We start from the raw sequence: 17,268 nt of genomic DNA on the forward strand, positions 1-17,268 counted from the left end.
GGAGACCACCGTCCCCGCTGGACCTGACGTACATGATGGGAACTGTACAGTGCTTTCGGCGATCCGGCGCGGTATGCCCGACACACCCCGGGGTTCAGGCGGTGAGGAAGTCCTCCCAGCGCGCCCAGTCGTCACGCATCTGGTTCTCACCGTCGGTGAAGGACGCCCGCAGCTTGTCGATCTTGCGCTCGGTGTTGGAGATGCGCATGTGCTCGGGGAAGAACAACAGGGCACGGCCCTGCTCCTCGAGCTCCAGGAGACGACGCTTCGTGGCGTTGTAGCGGCCCGGGCGGGTGATCACCGCCTCGGCGACGGCCGGGGTGTCGCGCAGCACCCGGCGCACCGCGCCGGGGTACTTGACCTCGGGCTTGACGTAGTCGCGCGGGCGGGTGCAGACCACCAGGAACTTGCTGAAGCCGTCCTGCTCGGCGGCTTCCAGCGCGATGCCGCCGGAGGATCCCAGGGCGCCGTCCACGTAGGGTTCCCCGTCGACGACGGGGGTCTTCATCAGCACCGGCATCGTCGAGGACGCCCGGACCCGCTTCATCAGCGAGGGGAGGTCGGTGAGGTCCTCGCGTCCCCAGTAGACGGTCTCACCGGTGCGGGCGTGCATCGCACCGACGCGGAAGGGCGTCGGGTCGGCGGTGAAGGTGTCCCAGTCGAAGGGGAACTCGTTGCCGGGGAGCCCGGAGGTCTCGTAGATGAACTCGGCGTTGAAGTAGCCGTCGCCGCGCAGGAAGGAGCTGATGCCGCCGGTGCCGGGGGCGGCCCCGAACTCCACGAAACTCTCGCGGGCGCGCTCGGCGTCGTGCGAGAGCATGTTCACCGTGTGCGAGGCCCCGGCGGAGATGCCGCCGACCCAGCCGACCTGGACCTCGTGCTCGATCAGGGCGCTGACACAGGCGGCCGTGTAGCTGTTGCGCATGCCGCCGCCCTCGAAGATCAGGGCCACGTCGGGCGCGGCCAGTGCGGAGGAGCCGCTCACCACTCGACCCCGCGCAGCGCCTCGTGGGGATCCTCGTTGCCGGCGTTGAACCGGATCGTGCGACCGGAGGTCTGCGGGCACTCGAGTGCGGCGACGATGGTCTGGGCCACCGTCTCACGCGGGACCTCGGTGGCGTCCGTGCGTCCGTCGCCCTCGGGCAGGATCTCGATGCCGCCACGGTCGCGGTCGTCGGTCAGCCGGCTCGGCGCGATGATCGTCCAGTCCAGTTCGGAGTCCCGCAGGTGCTGGTCGGCGGCCGCCTTGGACTCGGCGTAGGGGTAGAAGTCGCTGTCCTCCGGGAAGCTGTGGTCCAGGTACGAGCCCGACCACGACAGCATGATGAACCTGCCGACACCGACCTCCTCGGCGGCGTTGATGGTGCGGATCGCCGCGTCGCGGTCCACGGCGAAGGTGCGCTCCGGGTTCCCGCCGCCGGCGCCGGCAGCCCAGATGACCGTGTCGTGGCCCTCGAGCAGGTCGGCGATGGCGTCGGTGCTCATCGTCTCGACGTCCGCCACCGTCGGGGTCGCCCCGGTCTCGCGGGCGTCGTTGAACTGGTCACGCGAGCGGATCACGGAGGTCACCGAATTGCCCGCCTCGACGAGCATCGGTGCCGTGAGCCTGGCGACCTTCCCGTTGCCGCCGATGATGACGATGTCGTACATGGTGTGGGGTGCCTTTCGTCGAGGGCGTTGTCGCGTCGCTGGTCTCCCCAGCCTAGCGGGCCGTGAGCGCGCCCACAGCCCCGGCACCGACGCACACGTGGGCGCCGGGTGGGCCGTCGATCTCCGCCAGGATCGTGCCGCCTCCGCCGGAGAGGTTGACCCACCTGGTGACCAGGTCGGTGTCGACGTCCACGTCCACCGCACGCGCCCGCCACTGCGCCTCGTCCTCCAGGCCGTTGGGGGTGGACAGTTCCACGGTCAGCTCCCGGTCGGCGGTGGCGGTGAACTCCCACGTCCAGTCGCCGAAGGGCAGCGCGGGTTCCACGGTGATGATCTGCGGCTGGCCGGCGTCGACACGGACGCCGCAGTCGGGGACGTCGCCCTGGACGCGGCGTGCGACGTCGAGCACGTGGGCCTCGGCGACGCGTCCGTCCGGCAGGACGACCGTGGGCGCGGTGCTCACGTCGCCGACACCGTCCCCGCCGCCACCGGCGGCGATCGCGCCGACCCTGTTGTAGGGCGACATCAGCGGGGTGAGGACCTCCAGCGGGGTGTTCTGGTCGAGTAGGACGGTGCCGGCGTCCTGCGCCTCCGACACGGCCTGCCGCACGCCGGCGAGGTACGCGGCGGTCGCGTCGTCCGACCACGCGGACACCCACGTCACGGTCGAGACCGTGGAACTCAGCGTGAACAGGACGGCGGCCAGTACCGCGGTCCAGGTGCGTGCCATTACCGGGGCCGCGGCCACCACGAGCACCACGGTGACCGACCACCAGTCGGCGTAGTAGTGCATGCCGCGGGCGAGCAGGTCGGACGCCCCGTCGCCGGTGCGTCCCTCACGCAGCAGCAGCAGGACGACCAGCAGGTACGCGCAGGACGCGGCCAGCGCCGTGAGCGCCGCGAGGAACGCCGCCGGGCGGCGGCGCGTGCGCGCCAACGTCCACACGAGCAGGACGGCCAGCAGGACGCCCACGATGACCTGCACCAGGGTCGACGTCGTGGAGAACGCGGGGGAGGGGTCCCACCGGTCCCAGCTCCACGGCCCGCCGAGGACGCCGGGCAGCACCGAGGAGCCGAGCGCGGAGGTGACCCCGTGCAGCCCCGGCGCCTCACCACCGCCGTCACCACGTCCGACCAGGGCGAGGTACACCCCGGCCCATGCGAGGGTGAGCAGCGCCGGCGCCACCAGCACCAGCCGGTCGCGGGAGGGGCCCCGGCGCACCCGCAGGACGAGCGCGACGGCCAGCACCGCCGGCACCACCGTCAGCGCCCGCTCCGTCATGAGCAACCCGCCCAGCAGCACCAGCGTGGCGAGCGTGGTGCGCAGCACGACCCCGCGCGGGGCTGTCAGCGCCAGGCCGACACCTGCGGCGGTGAGCTGCCAGGCCAGGGCGTTGACTCCGGCCGACCACCACCCGGTGGCGGTGCCCAGGAACGGGGAGAACACCAGGGCGGTGAACCCCAGGACCCGCAGACCCCACCGGTCGGTGAGCCGGCCGAGCAGGACCCGCCACAGGCCCACGGCCAGGGCCGTCGCCGCCAGGGTGACCACGCACGGCAACCACCACTGCAGGGGTGCGAGGGAGTCCACGGCGATCTGCAGCGCCGCCGAGCCGGGCATCAGGTGCCCGTCGTAGGGGGCCCACAGTCCGGAGTCACGGAAGGACGGAGGGATGACCAGGTCGTCCCAGTAGAAGGTCCGCTGGCTGAGCTGCCACCCGCGCAACGCCAGGAGCGCGACGACGAGCAGCAGCGGGAGCAGGACCGGGAGCCGGCCCCGTCTCACGCGCCGTCGGTCAGGGGCTGGACGGACAGCAGCGTCACGTCATCGGCGGTGCAGGCGGTCAGGTCAGGCACGTCGAGGACGGTGGTCTGCTCCTCCTCCGGCACGATGACCTGTAGACCACCGGCCGGGGTGGGGCCGCAGGCGGTCTCGTCGTAGTTCTCCGCCCGGCCGATGCTCAGCGCCGACGTCGCGGTCGACCCCGCGGCGAGCTCCACCACCGACGACGGCACGTTCTCCTCACGCTCGGCCGGCGCACCGACCGGCTCGCCGGCCTCGTCGACGAGGGTGACCCCGGGGAACCCGGCGAGGGCGCAGGAGCCGTCGGAGGTGTTGGTGAACTCCACGTCCAGCAGGATGCTGCCGGCCGCGCCCTGGGACTGATCCGCGGTGACGTCCAGGTCGCCGGTGGTGCACCGCCTGTCGGCGCCGGACGCCGCGGCGCCCTCCGAGGTTTCAGTGTCGCCGCCGCTGCCGCCGGGTTCGCCGGTGGCCACCGGCGTCGGCGTCGTCGTGCTCGTCGAGGCGTCCGAACCGGCGTCGGACCCGGAGCCGTCGCCGTCGGAACACCCGGCGAGGACGGATAGGGCCAGAACGCCGACCGCGCCGGCGGCGCACGCGGCACCGGCGGCGCGCCGGGGCGTCCTACGACGTCTGTGCAGGTCGTGGGCGCCTCCGGCGGTGAGGCGAGGGGTGGTCGGGGCGTCTGACGGGTGCTCGGTAGACATGACCCCCAGTGTAGGCTGAATCACAACACCGGGTTCACGGTACCTCCACGCGGGACCGCGGCCCCGGGGTAACGTCCCGTGCGAGCACTGCCCACGATTTTCCCCAGGAGACTGACGTCCATGGCTTTCAACCCCGATTTCGACCTCTTCCAGCTGCCGGAAGAATACCGCGAACTGCGCGACAGCATCCGAGGCCTGTCAGAGCAGGAGATCGCCCCCTACGCCGCCGCCGTCGACGAGGACGAGCGCTTCCCGGAGGAGGCGCTCAAGGCCCTCAACGACAGCGGGTTCAACGCCATCCACGTCGGTGACCAGTACGGCGGACAGGGCGGCGACTCGCTGGCTGCGGTGATCGTGATCGAGGAGGTCGCCCGCGTGTGTGGTGCCTCCTCGCTGATCCCGGCGGTGAACAAGCTCGGAACGATGGGCCTGATCCTCTCCGGCTCCGAGGAGCTCAAGCAGCAAGTCCTGCCGGACATCGCCAACGGTGCCATGGCGTCCTACGCGCTGACCGAGCGCGAGGCAGGTTCCGACGCCGGCGGCATGAAGACCAAGGCCGTGCGCGACGGCGAGGAGTGGGTCCTCAACGGCTCCAAGTGCTTCATCACCAACGGCGGCAAGTCCACCTGGTACACCGTGATGGCCGTGAGCGACCCGGCGGCCGGGGCCAACGGCATCTCCGCGTTCATGGTGCACAAGGACGACCCCGGATTCCGCGTCGGCGGGCTCGAGCACAAGCTCGGCATCAAGGGTTCCCCGACCGCCGAACTGTACTTCGAGGACTGCCGCATCCCCGCAGACCGCATCATCGGTGAGGAGGGGACCGGCTTCAAGACCGCCCTGGCGACGCTGGACCACACCCGCCCCACGATCGGTGCCCAGGCGCTGGGCATCGCCCAGGGTGCCTTCGACGCCGCGGTGGACTACGTCAAGGAGCGCAAGCAGTTCGGCAAGCCGATCGCGGCGTTCCAGAACACCCAGTTCATGCTCGCGGACATGAAGATGAAGATCGACGCCGCCCGGCTGATGATCTACACCGCCGCGTCCAACGCAGAGCGTGGCGAGGCCGAGGGCGGCGACAAGCTCGGCCTGCTGGCCGCCGGGTCGAAGACCTTCGCCTCCGACATCGCCATGGAGGTCACCACCGACGCCGTGCAGCTGCTCGGCGGCTACGGCTACACCCGTGACTTCCCGGTGGAGCGCATGATGCGCGACGCCAAGATCACCCAGATCTACGAGGGAACCAACCAGGTGTGCCGCATGGTGATGGGCCGCCAGATCCTGAAGTAGGCGGTTAGACAGGCGCTGAGCCGGGCGCCAGGGGCAAAAATCGAGCGTGGGATGGTTGAACCGTCGGGTTCAACCATCCCACGCTCGATTTCGGCCCCTATGGGGAAGCGACGAGCACCCGGCCCCGGACACAGTGGACCCCCGGACCGAAAGGGCCGGGGGTGCACTGCTGACGTTTCAAGAGGAGAATGCTCAGCTGCCGTATACGAGGTGTCCTTCCGGTGGGGTCCGTGTCGCTCGGCCACCTTCTCGGTGGCACTGACATCAATCTACGACTGCGTTCTTGGGGGAAGCTGTCAGGCTGCTGGAGCGTCAGTGCAAGTTCACGTAGCGCTGTCGCAGGGGGCGGCGAGCTGCACGTCAGTGGCCCAGTGGAGGGGAAAACCCACCCCGTCGAGCCACGCTTCCACGCCGCCGGCGTCGAGCATGCCGTTGATGAGGCGTTGCGAGGAGTGCAGTGCGCGGGACGCCGCGGCGGCGTCGACGTACCCGGCGAGCAGGGCGTCGCCGAGCTCCTCGAGGTCGAGCACCTCCCATTTGCGTCCGGCGTAGGTCACCAGGTCGACGTAGAGGTCGGTGGTGTGCCAGGTGTCGCCGGCGTCCTCGACCAGGGCGATGTCGACGTAGAGGTCCTGGCCGTCGAAGCGTCCGCCCTCGCCCTTCCGGAAGTGGAATCGGTTGACCCGCAGGTCGAGCTCCGGGATGAGCCAGCTCTCGAGGTAACCGAAGCGGGGGTGGTCGGCGGGACGGGCCATGTACAGCATGCCGTCGGTCCGCGACCAGTGGTCCACGGCGCGCAGGAAGCCCTTGGGGTCGGTGTTGGTGTCGTTGACGAGGTCGAAGGTCTCGACCTTGGGCGGGTGCAGGTCGCTCATCTCGGCTCCGGGGGTGGCCGGTGGTGGGTCAGCGGACGTTGAAGATACCGGCGGTGGGCAGGAAGGTGCAGTTGCCCTGGGCGCCCTCCTCGTCGGTGGTCACGCCGCCCTCGAGCAGGGTGAGGACGTTGCCGGGGCCGGTGTCCGCCAGGCCGTTGATGGTGGCGGGGCCGTCGGGGTTGATCCCGCCGAAGCCGAGGGGGGTCTGGCCCACGCGGCCGTTGTCGATGTTGACCCAGTGCACGCGCATGCCGTCGTTCTGGTGCTCGGCGACGGGTCCGGTGCCCAGGGCGGTGAAGACGAAGGAGATCTGTCCGGCGGGGACGCCGGGGAGGGGCAGCTCCGCGGGGCCGGGCACGCCCATGGCCAGGCCGACGGCGTTGCTGTCGCCGCCGATGCAGTTCTGGGCGAGTGTCGGCCAGCCGAACTGGGTGAAGCCGGGGGCGTCCTCGGGCAGGCCCACACCGGGTTCACCGTCGCCGCGGAAGAAGCTGACGACGCGCTTGAGGACACCGGAGACCTCTTCGGGGATCTCGGGCCGGTTGGCGACGTCCTCGATCTGCGCCAGGAGTTCGGGGGTGGGCCGGCCGAGGTTGTCGAGCGGCAGGTCCGGCATGGCCGGGAGCCCGGGCAGTCCCGGGATCGTGGGGGCGGCCTGCGCCGCCGGGGCGGCGGCGAGCGACATGCCGGCGGACGCCGCGGCGGCGGTCAGGACGGCGACGACGGTGCGCGCCACGCGGCGCGTGGGGCGTCCGGCGCGATTGGTGCGTCCTGCCCGGGCCGGGCGGGCGGGGCGGGTGAGCTGGGTGAGCTGGGGTAGCTGGGGTAGCACTGTCAGCCTCTCGGTGGTCTGGAATGGTGCCCCGTACGCTGCGGTCGCCGGGAACATCAAACGTCACATGAGTCCCAACCGTAACATGCGTAACAGGCCGGACCAAGTGTCGGTTTTGCCTACCATAGCAGCGATAGGCGTTCACCGCGCGCCGGAGAGCAGCACACGATAGTCTCGATGAGAGAAAACAGGGTGCTGTCGAGTACCCTGGACCGTCGTTGAACCCCGAGTCGTCCTCCGGGCCCGCCGACCTCGACTCATTCTCAATTAGGAAGCTGAAGGATCTGTGTCACTGACTGAATTCCGCAATGTCGCCATCGTCGCCCACGTTGACCACGGCAAGACCACCCTCGTCGACGCCATGCTGCGTCAGTCCGGGGTCTTCGATGCCCACGGCGAGGTCGAGGACCGTGTCATGGATTCGGGGGACCTGGAGAAGGAGAAGGGCATCACCATCCTGGCCAAGAACACGGCGATCCGCCGTGCCGGCCTGGGTAAGGACGGCGGTGACCTGGTCATCAACGTCATCGACACCCCCGGCCACGCCGACTTCGGTGGCGAGGTCGAGCGTGCCCTGTCCATGGTCGACGGTGTCGTCCTGCTGATCGACGCCTCTGAGGGCCCGCTGCCCCAGACCCGTTTCGTGCTCGGCAAGGCCCTCGAGGCCAAGATGCCGGTCATGATCTGCGTGAACAAGACCGACCGTCCGGACGCCCGGATCGACGAGGTCGTCACCGAGGCGCAGGACCTCCTGCTCGAGCTCGCCTCCGCACTGGACGACGAGGAGGCCGCGGCCGCCGCCGAGACCCTCCTCGACCTGCCCGTGCTCTACGCCTCCGGCCGCGCCGGCAAGGCCTCCACCGAGAACCCCGGCAACGGCAACGTGCCGGAGGCCGAGGACCTGCAGGCCCTCTTCGACGTCCTCTACGACGTGCTCCCGGAGCCGTCCGCAGACATCGAGGCCCCGCTGCAGGCCCACGTCACGAACCTGGACTCCAGCTCCTTCCTGGGCCGCATCGGCCTGATCCGTGTCTTCGCCGGCACGATCCGCAAGGGTCAGCAGGTCGCCTGGATCCACTACGACGCCGACGGCGTCGAGCACACCAAGACCGCCAAGATCGCCGAGCTGCTGCGCACCGTCGGCGTCTCGCGCGTCCCCGCCGAGGAGGTCATCGCCGGCGACATCGCCGCGATCTCCGGCATCGAGGACATCATGATCGGCGACACCCTCGCCGACCCCGAGCACCCGGTCGCCCTGCCGCGCATCACCGTGGACGAGCCCGCGATCTCGATGACCATCGGTGTCAACACCTCCCCGATGGCCGGCCGTGGCGGCGGCGACAAGCTCACCGCCCGCGTCGTCAAGGCCCGTCTGGACCAGGAGCTCATCGGTAACGTCTCCATCCGCGTGCTGCCCACCGAGCGTCCCGACGCCTGGGAGGTTCAGGGCCGTGGCGAGATGGCCCTGTCCGTCCTGGTGGAGACCATGCGCCGCGAAGGTTTCGAGCTGACCGTGGGCAAGCCCCAGGTGGTCACCCGGACCGTGGACGGCAAGCTCCAGGAACCCTACGAGCACATGATCATCGACGTGCCCGAGGAGCACCTCGGTGCCGTGACCCAGCTCATGGCCGCCCGCAAGGGCCGCATGGAGGGCATGGACAACACCGGTACCGGCTGGATCCGGATGAACTTCACCGTCCCGTCCCGTGGTCTGATCGGTTTCCGCACCATCTTCATGACCGAGACCCGCGGCACCGGCATCGCCAACCACTACTCGGCCGGCTACGAGGGTTGGGCCGGCGAGATCAAGGACCGTCCCAACGGCTCCCTGGTCTCCGACCGCACCGGTCAGATCACCGCCTACGCGCTGACCCAGCTCGGCGACCGTGGTGAGTTCTTCGTCGAGCCCGGCACCCAGACCTACGAGGGCATGGTCGTCGGGCAGAACAACCGCGACGAGGACATGGACATCAACATCACCAAGGAGAAGAAGCTCACGAACATGCGTTCCGCCACCGCGGACGCCACCGTGACGCTCGCCAAGGCGCGCAACCTCACCCTCGACGAGGCCATGGAGTTCTGTGGCGGCGACGAGTGCGTGGAGGTCACCCTGGAGAACATCCGCGTGCGCAAGGTCATCCTCGGCGCCACCGAGCGTGCCCGTGCGCTGTCGCGCATGAAGGCCCGCAACAAGTAGGCCGTTCCGGCACAGTCGCAGCCACGTACATGAGGAGCCGTCGCCAGGTGAACAAGATCAGTCGTCCCCGGCGGCGGCTTCCGTCGGTCGTAGCTGCCCTCGCGGCCTGCGGTCTCGTCCTGTCCGCCTGTCAGGCGAACCCCGGTGACGCGCCGACGGTCGAGGAAGCCAACGACCCCGACACCGAGGCCGGCGACGCCGCCGACGGCGGGGGAGACGGCGACACCGGGGCGTCCTCCGTGCCCGAGGAACTGCGCACCATCACCGTGGGCGTGGACCGCATCCCCGCGGACCTGAACCCGCACCTGGTCGGGTCGCGGTCGATGCTGACATCGACGGTCGCCGACCTCACCCTGCCGAGCGCCTTCACCGTCGGCGAGGACGGCGACCGCACCGTGCTCAACACCGACCTGCTCGACGCGGCCGAGGTCACGGCCGGCGAGGAGGACGCACCCACCGAGGTGCGCTACACCCTGGCCAGCGAGGCCCAGTGGTCCGACGGCACGCCCATCAGCGGCACGGACTTCCACTACCTGTGGCAGCAGGTCGTGACCATGCCGGGGACCACCGACACCGCCGGGTACGGGGACGTCGACGACGTCGCCGTGTCCGCCGGCGGCAGCACGGTGACGGTGTCCTTCACCCGTCCGCAGCAGGACTGGCGCGAACTGTTCGCACACCTGCTGCCCAGCCACATCTACGGGGCCGAGGGCCGCAACTTCACCACCTTGCTGGGATCGTTGCCCGCGGCGTCCGGCGGGGTGTACACCGTGCGCCAGTTCGACCCCTCGCGCGGCAACCTGGTCCTGGAGCGCAACACCCGTTACTGGGGCGGGTCCCCGGCACGCACCGACCGGGTGGTCTTCTCCGAGTCGGCCGACCTGAACACCTCCACGCAGATGCTGCGCGCGGGGCAGTACCAGATGCTGACGACCCGTAGCGGGGCGGTGACCTCCGAGTCCGTGGACTCCGTGCCGACGGTGGGCGCCAGGACCGTGGACCTGGACACCCGGCTCGACCTGGTGCCCAACGTGGCCTCCGGTCGCCTCGAGTCCGCCGCGGCGCGGCGCGCGCTGCTGGGCAGCATCGACGCCGACCAGGTCTCACGCCTGGTCACCGGCGCGCCGGACGCCACGGCACCCGCCGGGGTCATCGGCGCGTACGGCGGAGGCGCCGGCGACGTCGACGCGGCGGAGGCCGTCGGGGCGAGCGACGCCGACCCGCTGCGCATCGCCGCGGACACCCTGGACGACGAGGCCGTCGAGGCCGCCCGCCGGGTCGCCGACCAGCTGACCTCCGCGGGCATTCCCGCGACGGTGGTCACCCCGTCCGCGTCCGACCTGTACTCCGCCTTCCTTCCACGCGGCGAGGTCGATGCGGTGCTGGTGTGGCAGGACCGGGACCGCTCGCGCACCGACCTGCGCAGCTCCTTCGCCTGCGACGACGCCGACCGACCCGTGATGTCGCCGTCGCGCTCCCTGCCCACCGAGTCCGAGCTGCCGGAATCCCCGGAGACCCCGGAGAGCACGGAGGACCCGGCTGCCACCGACTCCTCTGAGTCCTCTGAGTCTTCTGAGACCTCCGAACCGACGACCACCAGCCCGGCCCCCGGCGACAGCGAGCTGACCGCCCGGGCGTCGAACGTCTCCGGGATCTGCGACCCCGAACTCGACACGCTGCTGGACGACGGTTCGGACACCCAGGTCTCCGGGTACCTCTCCAACCTGGCGCTCTCGCTGCCGTTGATGGGCGACTCCGTGGTCGTGGGCCGCGCGGCCGAGCTGGCCGGTCCCGCAGGCCGCGTCGCGGACTGGCCGGTCGGGCAGAGCACCGGCCTCTTCGTGAGCATCCCGGAGTGGTTCCGCGCCAGCCAGCAGTCCGACGCCGCCTCCGACGACGAGGCGGACACCACGAATGAGGCAGACGATGACTGACGTGACAACCGAAGAAGCGCGCGGGGACGGCGATCTCGCCGGACTGCGCGTGCTCGCCGTCCACGCCCACCCCGACGACGAATCCATCTGGGGTGGCCTGGCGTTGGCTAACTGGGTGCGCCGTGGCGCCGACGTTTCCGTGGTGACCTGCACCTTGGGGGAGGAGGGCGAGGTGATCGGCGAGAAGTACGCCGACATCGTCGCCGACGGCTACGACATCCTTGGCGGATACCGCATCGCCGAACTCCAGCGGGCCCTCGGTGAACTGGGGCTCGGACGCCCCCGGTTCCTCGGCGGCCCGGGGCGCTGGCGTGACTCCGGCATGGTCGGAACCCCGGCCGCGGAGCACCCGTGTGCATTCGTCAACTCCGGGCAGACGGCCGTCGACCAGCTCGCCGAGATCTTCGACGAGCTGCGTCCCCACGTGGTCGTCACCTACGGCCCGGACGGTGGCTACGGCCACCCCGACCACATCCGTGCCCACGAGATCACCCACACCGCTGCCGACCAGGCGGCTCAGGACGCTCAGGACGCTCACGGCGGCAGGTGGGTGCCGTCGCGGATCTACTGGACCGCCCAGGAACGTGAGCGGGTCGAGGAGGGCCTGCGCGACCTCGACTCCCAGGGTGAGCCGCCGCAGGGTTGGCGGCGTCCCGAGCCCGGGGAGCTGGCCACCGTCCCGGCCCGCGTGGTGGACGCGAGGGTCGAGGGCAGCGGGGAGGACCTGGCGGCGAAGCGTCGGGCCATGGCGGCCCACGCCACGCAGATCTGGGTCGCCGACGGTTCCGTCAGCGACGTCAACGACCGGCCCCGCATTGGGCGTGCAGGTCATGCGGGGACGGTCGCCTACTGCCTGTCGAACCTCATCGCCCAGCCGCTGCTGGACACCGAGAGCTACACCCTCGCCCGGGAATTTCCGGCGCGGGGCGGTGTTTCGCAGGAGACAGTGGACAGACTAGACTGTCTATTTGCCGAAGGGAGGTGAGAGCGATGGGCGCACAGGACGGGACGGACACGTCCCGCACCGCCGAGCCGCACTGGGGAGACCCGGAGCGCTCGCAGGTCCGTCGTGACACCTCACGCTCCGAACGGGTGGCGGGGATCGTCTGGCTGTGCGTCGGCGCGGTCGTCGCCACCCTGTTGTCGGCGCTGTACCTGGGGTCGAGGATCACCGTCGGTGAGGTCTCGGTCCCGTTCCCCTGGCCGGTCGTCGCCGCACCGTGGTTCAACTTCGTGCTGGTCAGGACGGCTATGCTGTGGACCGACAACCGTCGGGTCGCCGCGACACCGTTGTGGGTGTGGCTGGCGACGTACAGCGTCCTGCTGTTCTGGCCGGTGCTCCCGGGGACCGGCGGAGACACGCCCCTCGGCGGTACCGTGTGGGCGGTCCTGCTGCTCGCACTGGGGGCGGCCGGGGGTGGTTGGGCATTACTGCGGTTGAAGTGAGATGATCACTTTCGACGAACGGCTGTGCAGCAGCCACGACTGCGGTGCGCACACCTCACAGGTGCGGGCCACCGGGACCCGGTGACTCCGGGACCCACCGAGCTAGACCAAGAGACAAGACCCCGAGAATCCTTGACAGTGACGAACTCCAGAAGGTGACAACGAGATGACCTACGTGATCGCGCAGCCGTGTGTGGATGTGATGGACCGGGCGTGCGTGGAAGAATGCCCCGTCGACTGCATCTACGAGGGCAAGCGTTCGCTGTACATCCACCCCGACGAATGTGTGGACTGCGGCGCTTGCGAACCGGTGTGCCCGACCGAGGCGATCTTCTACGAAGACGACCTGCCGGACGAGTGGGAGGACTACATCGACTACAACGTCGCCTTCTTCGACGACCTGGGTGACCCGGGCGGAGCCGCCAAGCTCGGCCCGCAGGACTTCGACGTGGAGGGCATCACGAACCTCCCGCCGCAGAACCAGGACTAGCACCGGACAAGCAGAAACCACCACCACAGCCAGAGGAAACCGCATGCCGCGCAGCACCCGCCGAACGCTCTCCGCAGAACTCCCGGATTTTCCCTGGGACTCGCTGGCCGACGCCAAAGCCACCGCCGCGGCGTACCCCGACGGCATGGTCGACCTGTCGGTGGGCACCCCGGTGGACGAGGTCGCCCCGTCGATCCAGCTGGCCCTGGCGGAGAGTGCCGGGGCACCGGGGTACCCGCAGACCGTCGGCACCCCGGCGCTGCGCGCGGCGATCGTCGCGTCCCTGGGCCGGCGCTTCGGCGTCACCGGTGTCGGGGAGGATGCCGTCCTGCCCGTGGTGGGCACCAAGGAGGCCATCGCCTGGCTGCCGTTCCTGCTGGGTGTCACACCCGGGCAGACCGTGGTCATCCCGGAGCTGGCCTACCCGACCTACGAGGTCGGCGCGAAGCTGGCCGGTGCCGAGGTGCTGCGCAGCGACTCGCTCGTGGCGCTGGGCCCGCAGGCCCCGGCGATGATCTTCATCAACTCCCCGGCCAACCCGCACGGCAAGGTGCTCGGTGTCGAGCACCTGCGCAAGGTCGTGGAGTTCGCCCGTGAACGCGACGTGGTCGTGGTGTCCGACGAGTGCTACCTCGGCCTCGGCTGGAACAGTGCCGAGTCCGGAGACGATGGTGCGCCGGTCTCCGTGCTGGATCCGCGTGTCTGCGACGGTGACCACACCAACCTCATCGCGGTGCACTCGTTGTCGAAGACCTCGAACCTGGCGTCCTACCGCTCCGGGTTCCTCGCCGGCGACCGTGACCTGATCGCCGAGCTGCTCAGCGTGCGCAAGAACGCCGGGCTGATGATGCCCGGCCCGATCCAGGCCGCCAGCGTGGCAGCCTTCGAGGACGACGGCCAGGAGATCCTGCAGAAGGAGCGCTACCGCAAGCGTCGCGAACTGCTGTCCGCAGCGGTCGAGGTCGCCGGGCTGCGCATCGACCACTCCGAGGCCGGCCTGTACCTTTGGGCCACCGAAGGCCGACCGTGCCGCGAGACCGTGGACCGGCTCGCCGGGCTCGGCATCCTGGTCGCCCCGGGCGAGTTCTACGGTCCCTCCGGCGCCGAGCACGTGCGTATCGGGCTGACCGCCACCGACGAGCAGATCGTCACCGCCGCGCGTCGCCTCGCCGGGCAGGCGGAGTAGACCGCCCAGGCGGCAGCACCCGCTTTCAGGCAGCAACCCCGCAGGCTGGTCCGACCAGCCTGCGGGGTTGCTGCCTCGACAGGTCGTGCCGACGGCTCCTACCGCGGTTCGACGGCGTCCAGCGGTGGCACCCGGGCCGCGCGCACGGCCGGGGCTACGGCGGCGCAGACGCCGAGCACCACGGACCCGCCGAGGACGGCCCCCAGCAGGCCCCAGGGCACGCTGAGCACCGACAGTCCCACGTCCGAGAGCACGGTGAGCACCGCCCACCCGGCACCCAGCCCGAGCAGCACGCCCGGCACCGCCCCGTAGAGGGTGGTCTGCAGCGACTCGACGACCACCATGCGCCGGACCTGCCCACGGGTGACCCCCACGGCCCGCAGCACACCGATCTCGGCGCGACGTTCCACCACGGACAACGCCAGGGTGTTGACCACACCGAGCACCGCCACCGCGACGGCGAGGGCGAGCAGGGCGTAGACGGCCATGATCACCCGGTCGATCAGCTGGGACTGTTCGCCGGCGTACTCGTCCGGGGTGAGGACGTCGGTGGCCGGGGTGGTGGCCAGGGTCGTGGCGAGCCGGGTGTCCAGCTCGTCGGGACCGGTCGAGCCGTCGCCGGCGACGAAGAGGGCGAGGACGCGGTGACCGCCGCGTCCCTGCGCGCCCGGTGCGAGCCGCCAGAAGGCGCTCGCCCCGACGACGACGTCGCCGAGCACCCGGGACCCCTCGTAGGTGCCCTTGAGCGGCATGGTCACCGAGCGGCCTTGCCCGGGCGCGGCGACCGGCACCATGTCACCGACCTGCCAGCCGTTGTCGGCGGCGTAGGACGCCGACATCGTGACACCGTCCTCGCGGCCCAGGTCGAGGTCGCCGTGGACCCCGCCGACGTCCAGGACGCCGGCGGGGTCGCCGTTGCTCACGGTGACCAGGGGGAGGGTGCCGCCGTCGTGCTGCGACGGGTCGCCGACCGTGGCCAATGCCTTGGCCACGGTGAAGGTGGAGCCCACCCCGTCGGTGTCGCGGACCGCGCTCACCGCCTCTCCGGGCACGGGGACGTCGACGGCCCCGCCCGGGGCGGCGACGACCCGGTCGGCGGTGACCTCGGTGTCGATGACCTCACGCATCGACGCCGCGGTGGACGCCCCGGTCATCCCGGTCACCGTCACCAGGCACAGGCCCAGGGTGAGGGCGAAGGCGGTGCCGGCGGTGCGGCGCGGGGTGCGTCCGGCGTTGCGGACCGCGAGTCCGCCGGGGGCGCGGAAAGGACGCCCCGGGACCAGGTCGAGTACCCCCACGAGGCAGTGTCCCAGCACCGGGACGACCACGGTCGAGACCCCCGGGGAGAGCAGGTAGGTGCCCAGCAGCACGGCCAGGAGCCCCGCCGCGCAGAGGCCGCCGCGCACGCTGGTGCCCCAGTCCCAGTCCCCGTCCCCGGTAAGCACGGCCAGCACCGTCGCCGCGGCACCGAGCACGGCGAGGACGCCGCCGACGACGGTGCGCCGGACCAGCGGCGTCGCGGCGTCCTGCGCGTCGGCGACGGTGGGGGAGGCGACCGCGGCACGTCGGGCAGGTCCCCACGCGGAGACCACGGTGGTGACCGTACCCAGCACCAACGGCACCAGGGCCGTCGCGGCACCCGGTGAGGACGCGACCTCGGCAGGCTCGGGCAGCGGCAGTCCGGAGGTCACTTTCGCGGTCGCCCAGAGCCCGGCGACGACCGCGCCGGCGCCGGCCAGCACGCCGAGCACGGAGCCGAGCACGCCGATCACGACGGCCTCGGCGAGCACCGAGACGCCGACCTGCATCCGCGACATGCCCAGGCCGCGCAGCAGAGCGAAGTCGCGTAGGCGTTGACCGACGGTCATCGCGAAGGTGTTGGCGATGATGAACATGCCGACGACCAGGGCCAGTGCACCGAACACCGCCAGGGTGTAGCGCAGGAACGCCAGGCCGGACGTGGCGGGCGAGCGTTCCTGGGCGGCCAGGGCCTCGGCGGTGCGCACCGAGGGAGAGTCGTCCTGGCCGGAGAGCTCCCCGTCCAGCTTCTCGGCGACGTCGCCGGCGGACCTGCCCCCGGCGACGGTGAGGCCGAGGCCCGGGAGTCCGTCGGCGGCGAGTTCGCTGCGGTAGTCGTCCTCGTTGAGGGCCAGGCGGACGGCACCGTCTGCGCCGCCGCCGTCACCGTCGCCGTGGTAGAGCCCGGCGACGGTGACCTGCAGGTCGCCGGCGGCGTGGCTGACGGTGAGTTCGTCACCGACGTCGAGCCCGGCGGTGGCGGCGACGTCGGCACCGAGGGCGACCTCGCCGGGGGCGGGTTCCGTGCCCTCGACGATCCGGGTGTCCGGGTCCAGGGCGGTGGACGCGTCGTGCCAGGGGCCCGGGCGCACCGGGACGCCGCCGGTGTCGACGGTCGTCCCGTTGTCCGCGCCGCCGCGGGTGAGCACCACGCTGCGCCGGTCCAGCACGGTGAGCCGGTCGACCAGCGGGTCGTCCTGCAGGCGGTCGGGGATGTCGTCGGGCAGGACGAGGTGACCGTCGCCGGGCAGCACCACGACCTCGGCGCGGCCGTGGCCGGGGGAGAGCAGGCGGTCGACGGAGTCGTCGAGCACCCCGGACAGCACGGCGGTGCCGGAGATGAAGGCGGTGGAGAGCACCACCGCCAGCACCGTGAGCGCCAGGCGACCGAGGTGTGCGCGGAGCCCGCGGGTGCTCAGCCGCAGGACGGTGGCCGCCGCGCTCATCGGGGGCGGGTGAGGGTGGGGAGCAGGAGGGCAGGTGAGGCTGCGGGGAGTCCCATGGGGAGAGGAGAGCTTTCCGGGCCGCCGACGGCCCTGGAGGAGGGAGGAGAGCGGGG

The 17,268-nt window shown here is 71.0% G+C and carries 14 protein-coding genes; 7 read left to right on the forward strand and 7 right to left on the reverse strand.

Annotated features, from left to right (window positions below):
* Positions 1-94 precede the first annotated feature (94 nt).
* The 4 genes from ACT3UN_RS12225 to ACT3UN_RS12240 are packed head-to-tail and all read right to left on the reverse strand — an operon-like array spanning position 95 to position 4,161.
* Entirely contained in the window at positions 95-985 is an 891-nt protein-coding gene (locus ACT3UN_RS12225) for a patatin-like phospholipase family protein (RefSeq protein WP_301442533.1), read from the reverse strand.
* Complete coding sequence (locus ACT3UN_RS12230; protein ID WP_301442532.1) at positions 982-1,650, reverse strand: SDR family oxidoreductase; 669 nt, start codon at positions 1,648-1,650, stop codon at positions 982-984. Before ACT3UN_RS12230 ends, ACT3UN_RS12225 begins: the two co-directional genes overlap by 4 nt.
* 52 nt (positions 1,651-1,702) lie before the next feature.
* Positions 1,703-3,436, reverse strand: coding sequence for a hypothetical protein (locus ACT3UN_RS12235; protein ID WP_301442531.1), 1,734 nt, complete (start codon positions 3,434-3,436; stop codon positions 1,703-1,705).
* A complete protein-coding gene (locus ACT3UN_RS12240; RefSeq protein WP_441582160.1) occupies positions 3,433-4,161 on the reverse strand; it encodes a DUF4232 domain-containing protein in 729 nt (242 codons plus the stop codon). Before ACT3UN_RS12240 ends, ACT3UN_RS12235 begins: the two co-directional genes overlap by 4 nt.
* A gap of 120 nt (positions 4,162-4,281) precedes the next feature.
* Between ACT3UN_RS12240 and ACT3UN_RS12245 the strand changes: the two genes are divergently transcribed.
* Positions 4,282-5,451: an acyl-CoA dehydrogenase family protein gene (locus tag ACT3UN_RS12245; RefSeq protein ID WP_301442529.1), complete on the forward strand. Its 1,170-nt coding sequence runs from the start codon at positions 4,282-4,284 to the stop codon at positions 5,449-5,451.
* Positions 5,452-5,774: 323 nt separating this feature from the next.
* On the opposite strand, the gene ACT3UN_RS12250 is transcribed toward ACT3UN_RS12245, so the two are convergent.
* Both ACT3UN_RS12250 and ACT3UN_RS12255 read right to left on the reverse strand, forming a co-directional pair.
* On the reverse strand, positions 5,775-6,326 hold the full coding sequence (locus tag ACT3UN_RS12250) for a DUF402 domain-containing protein (protein WP_301442528.1): 552 nt from the start codon (positions 6,324-6,326) through the stop codon (positions 5,775-5,777).
* A gap of 28 nt (positions 6,327-6,354) precedes the next feature.
* Positions 6,355-7,158, reverse strand: a complete 804-nt coding sequence (locus tag ACT3UN_RS12255; RefSeq protein WP_441582159.1) for an Rv1157c family protein — start codon at positions 7,156-7,158, stop codon at positions 6,355-6,357.
* Between the two features lie 286 nt (positions 7,159-7,444).
* On the opposite strand from ACT3UN_RS12255, the gene typA reads away from it, so the two are divergent.
* From typA to dapC, 6 genes are all read left to right on the forward strand, one after another.
* A complete protein-coding gene (typA, locus tag ACT3UN_RS12260) occupies positions 7,445-9,355 on the forward strand; it encodes a translational GTPase TypA (protein ID WP_444657199.1) in 1,911 nt (636 codons plus the stop codon).
* Between the two features lie 47 nt (positions 9,356-9,402).
* Positions 9,403-11,289, forward strand: coding sequence for an ABC transporter family substrate-binding protein (locus tag ACT3UN_RS12265; protein WP_441582157.1), 1,887 nt, complete (start codon positions 9,403-9,405; stop codon positions 11,287-11,289).
* The gene (gene mshB / locus ACT3UN_RS12270; RefSeq protein ID WP_441582156.1) at positions 11,282-12,274 is read left to right on the forward strand and encodes an N-acetyl-1-D-myo-inositol-2-amino-2-deoxy-alpha-D-glucopyranoside deacetylase; all 993 of its coding nucleotides are present in this window, start codon (positions 11,282-11,284) and stop codon (positions 12,272-12,274) included. Before ACT3UN_RS12265 ends, mshB begins: the two co-directional genes overlap by 8 nt.
* A gap of 5 nt (positions 12,275-12,279) precedes the next feature.
* Complete coding sequence (locus ACT3UN_RS12275; protein ID WP_301443812.1) at positions 12,280-12,735, forward strand: hypothetical protein; 456 nt, start codon at positions 12,280-12,282, stop codon at positions 12,733-12,735.
* A gap of 166 nt (positions 12,736-12,901) precedes the next feature.
* On the forward strand, positions 12,902-13,225 hold the full coding sequence (gene fdxA, locus ACT3UN_RS12280; RefSeq protein ID WP_301443811.1) for a ferredoxin: 324 nt from the start codon (positions 12,902-12,904) through the stop codon (positions 13,223-13,225).
* A gap of 43 nt (positions 13,226-13,268) precedes the next feature.
* Positions 13,269-14,411: a succinyldiaminopimelate transaminase gene (gene dapC, locus ACT3UN_RS12285; protein WP_301443810.1), complete on the forward strand. Its 1,143-nt coding sequence runs from the start codon at positions 13,269-13,271 to the stop codon at positions 14,409-14,411.
* Positions 14,412-14,509: 98 nt separating this feature from the next.
* On the opposite strand, the gene ACT3UN_RS12290 is transcribed toward dapC, so the two are convergent.
* Entirely contained in the window at positions 14,510-17,155 is a 2,646-nt protein-coding gene (locus tag ACT3UN_RS12290) for an ABC transporter permease (protein WP_444657200.1), read from the reverse strand.
* Positions 17,156-17,268: the final 113 nt, after the last annotated feature.

This window comes from Corynebacterium sp. AOP12-C2-36 (assembly GCF_052379185.1).
Lineage (GTDB): Bacteria > Actinomycetota > Actinomycetes > Mycobacteriales > Mycobacteriaceae > Corynebacterium.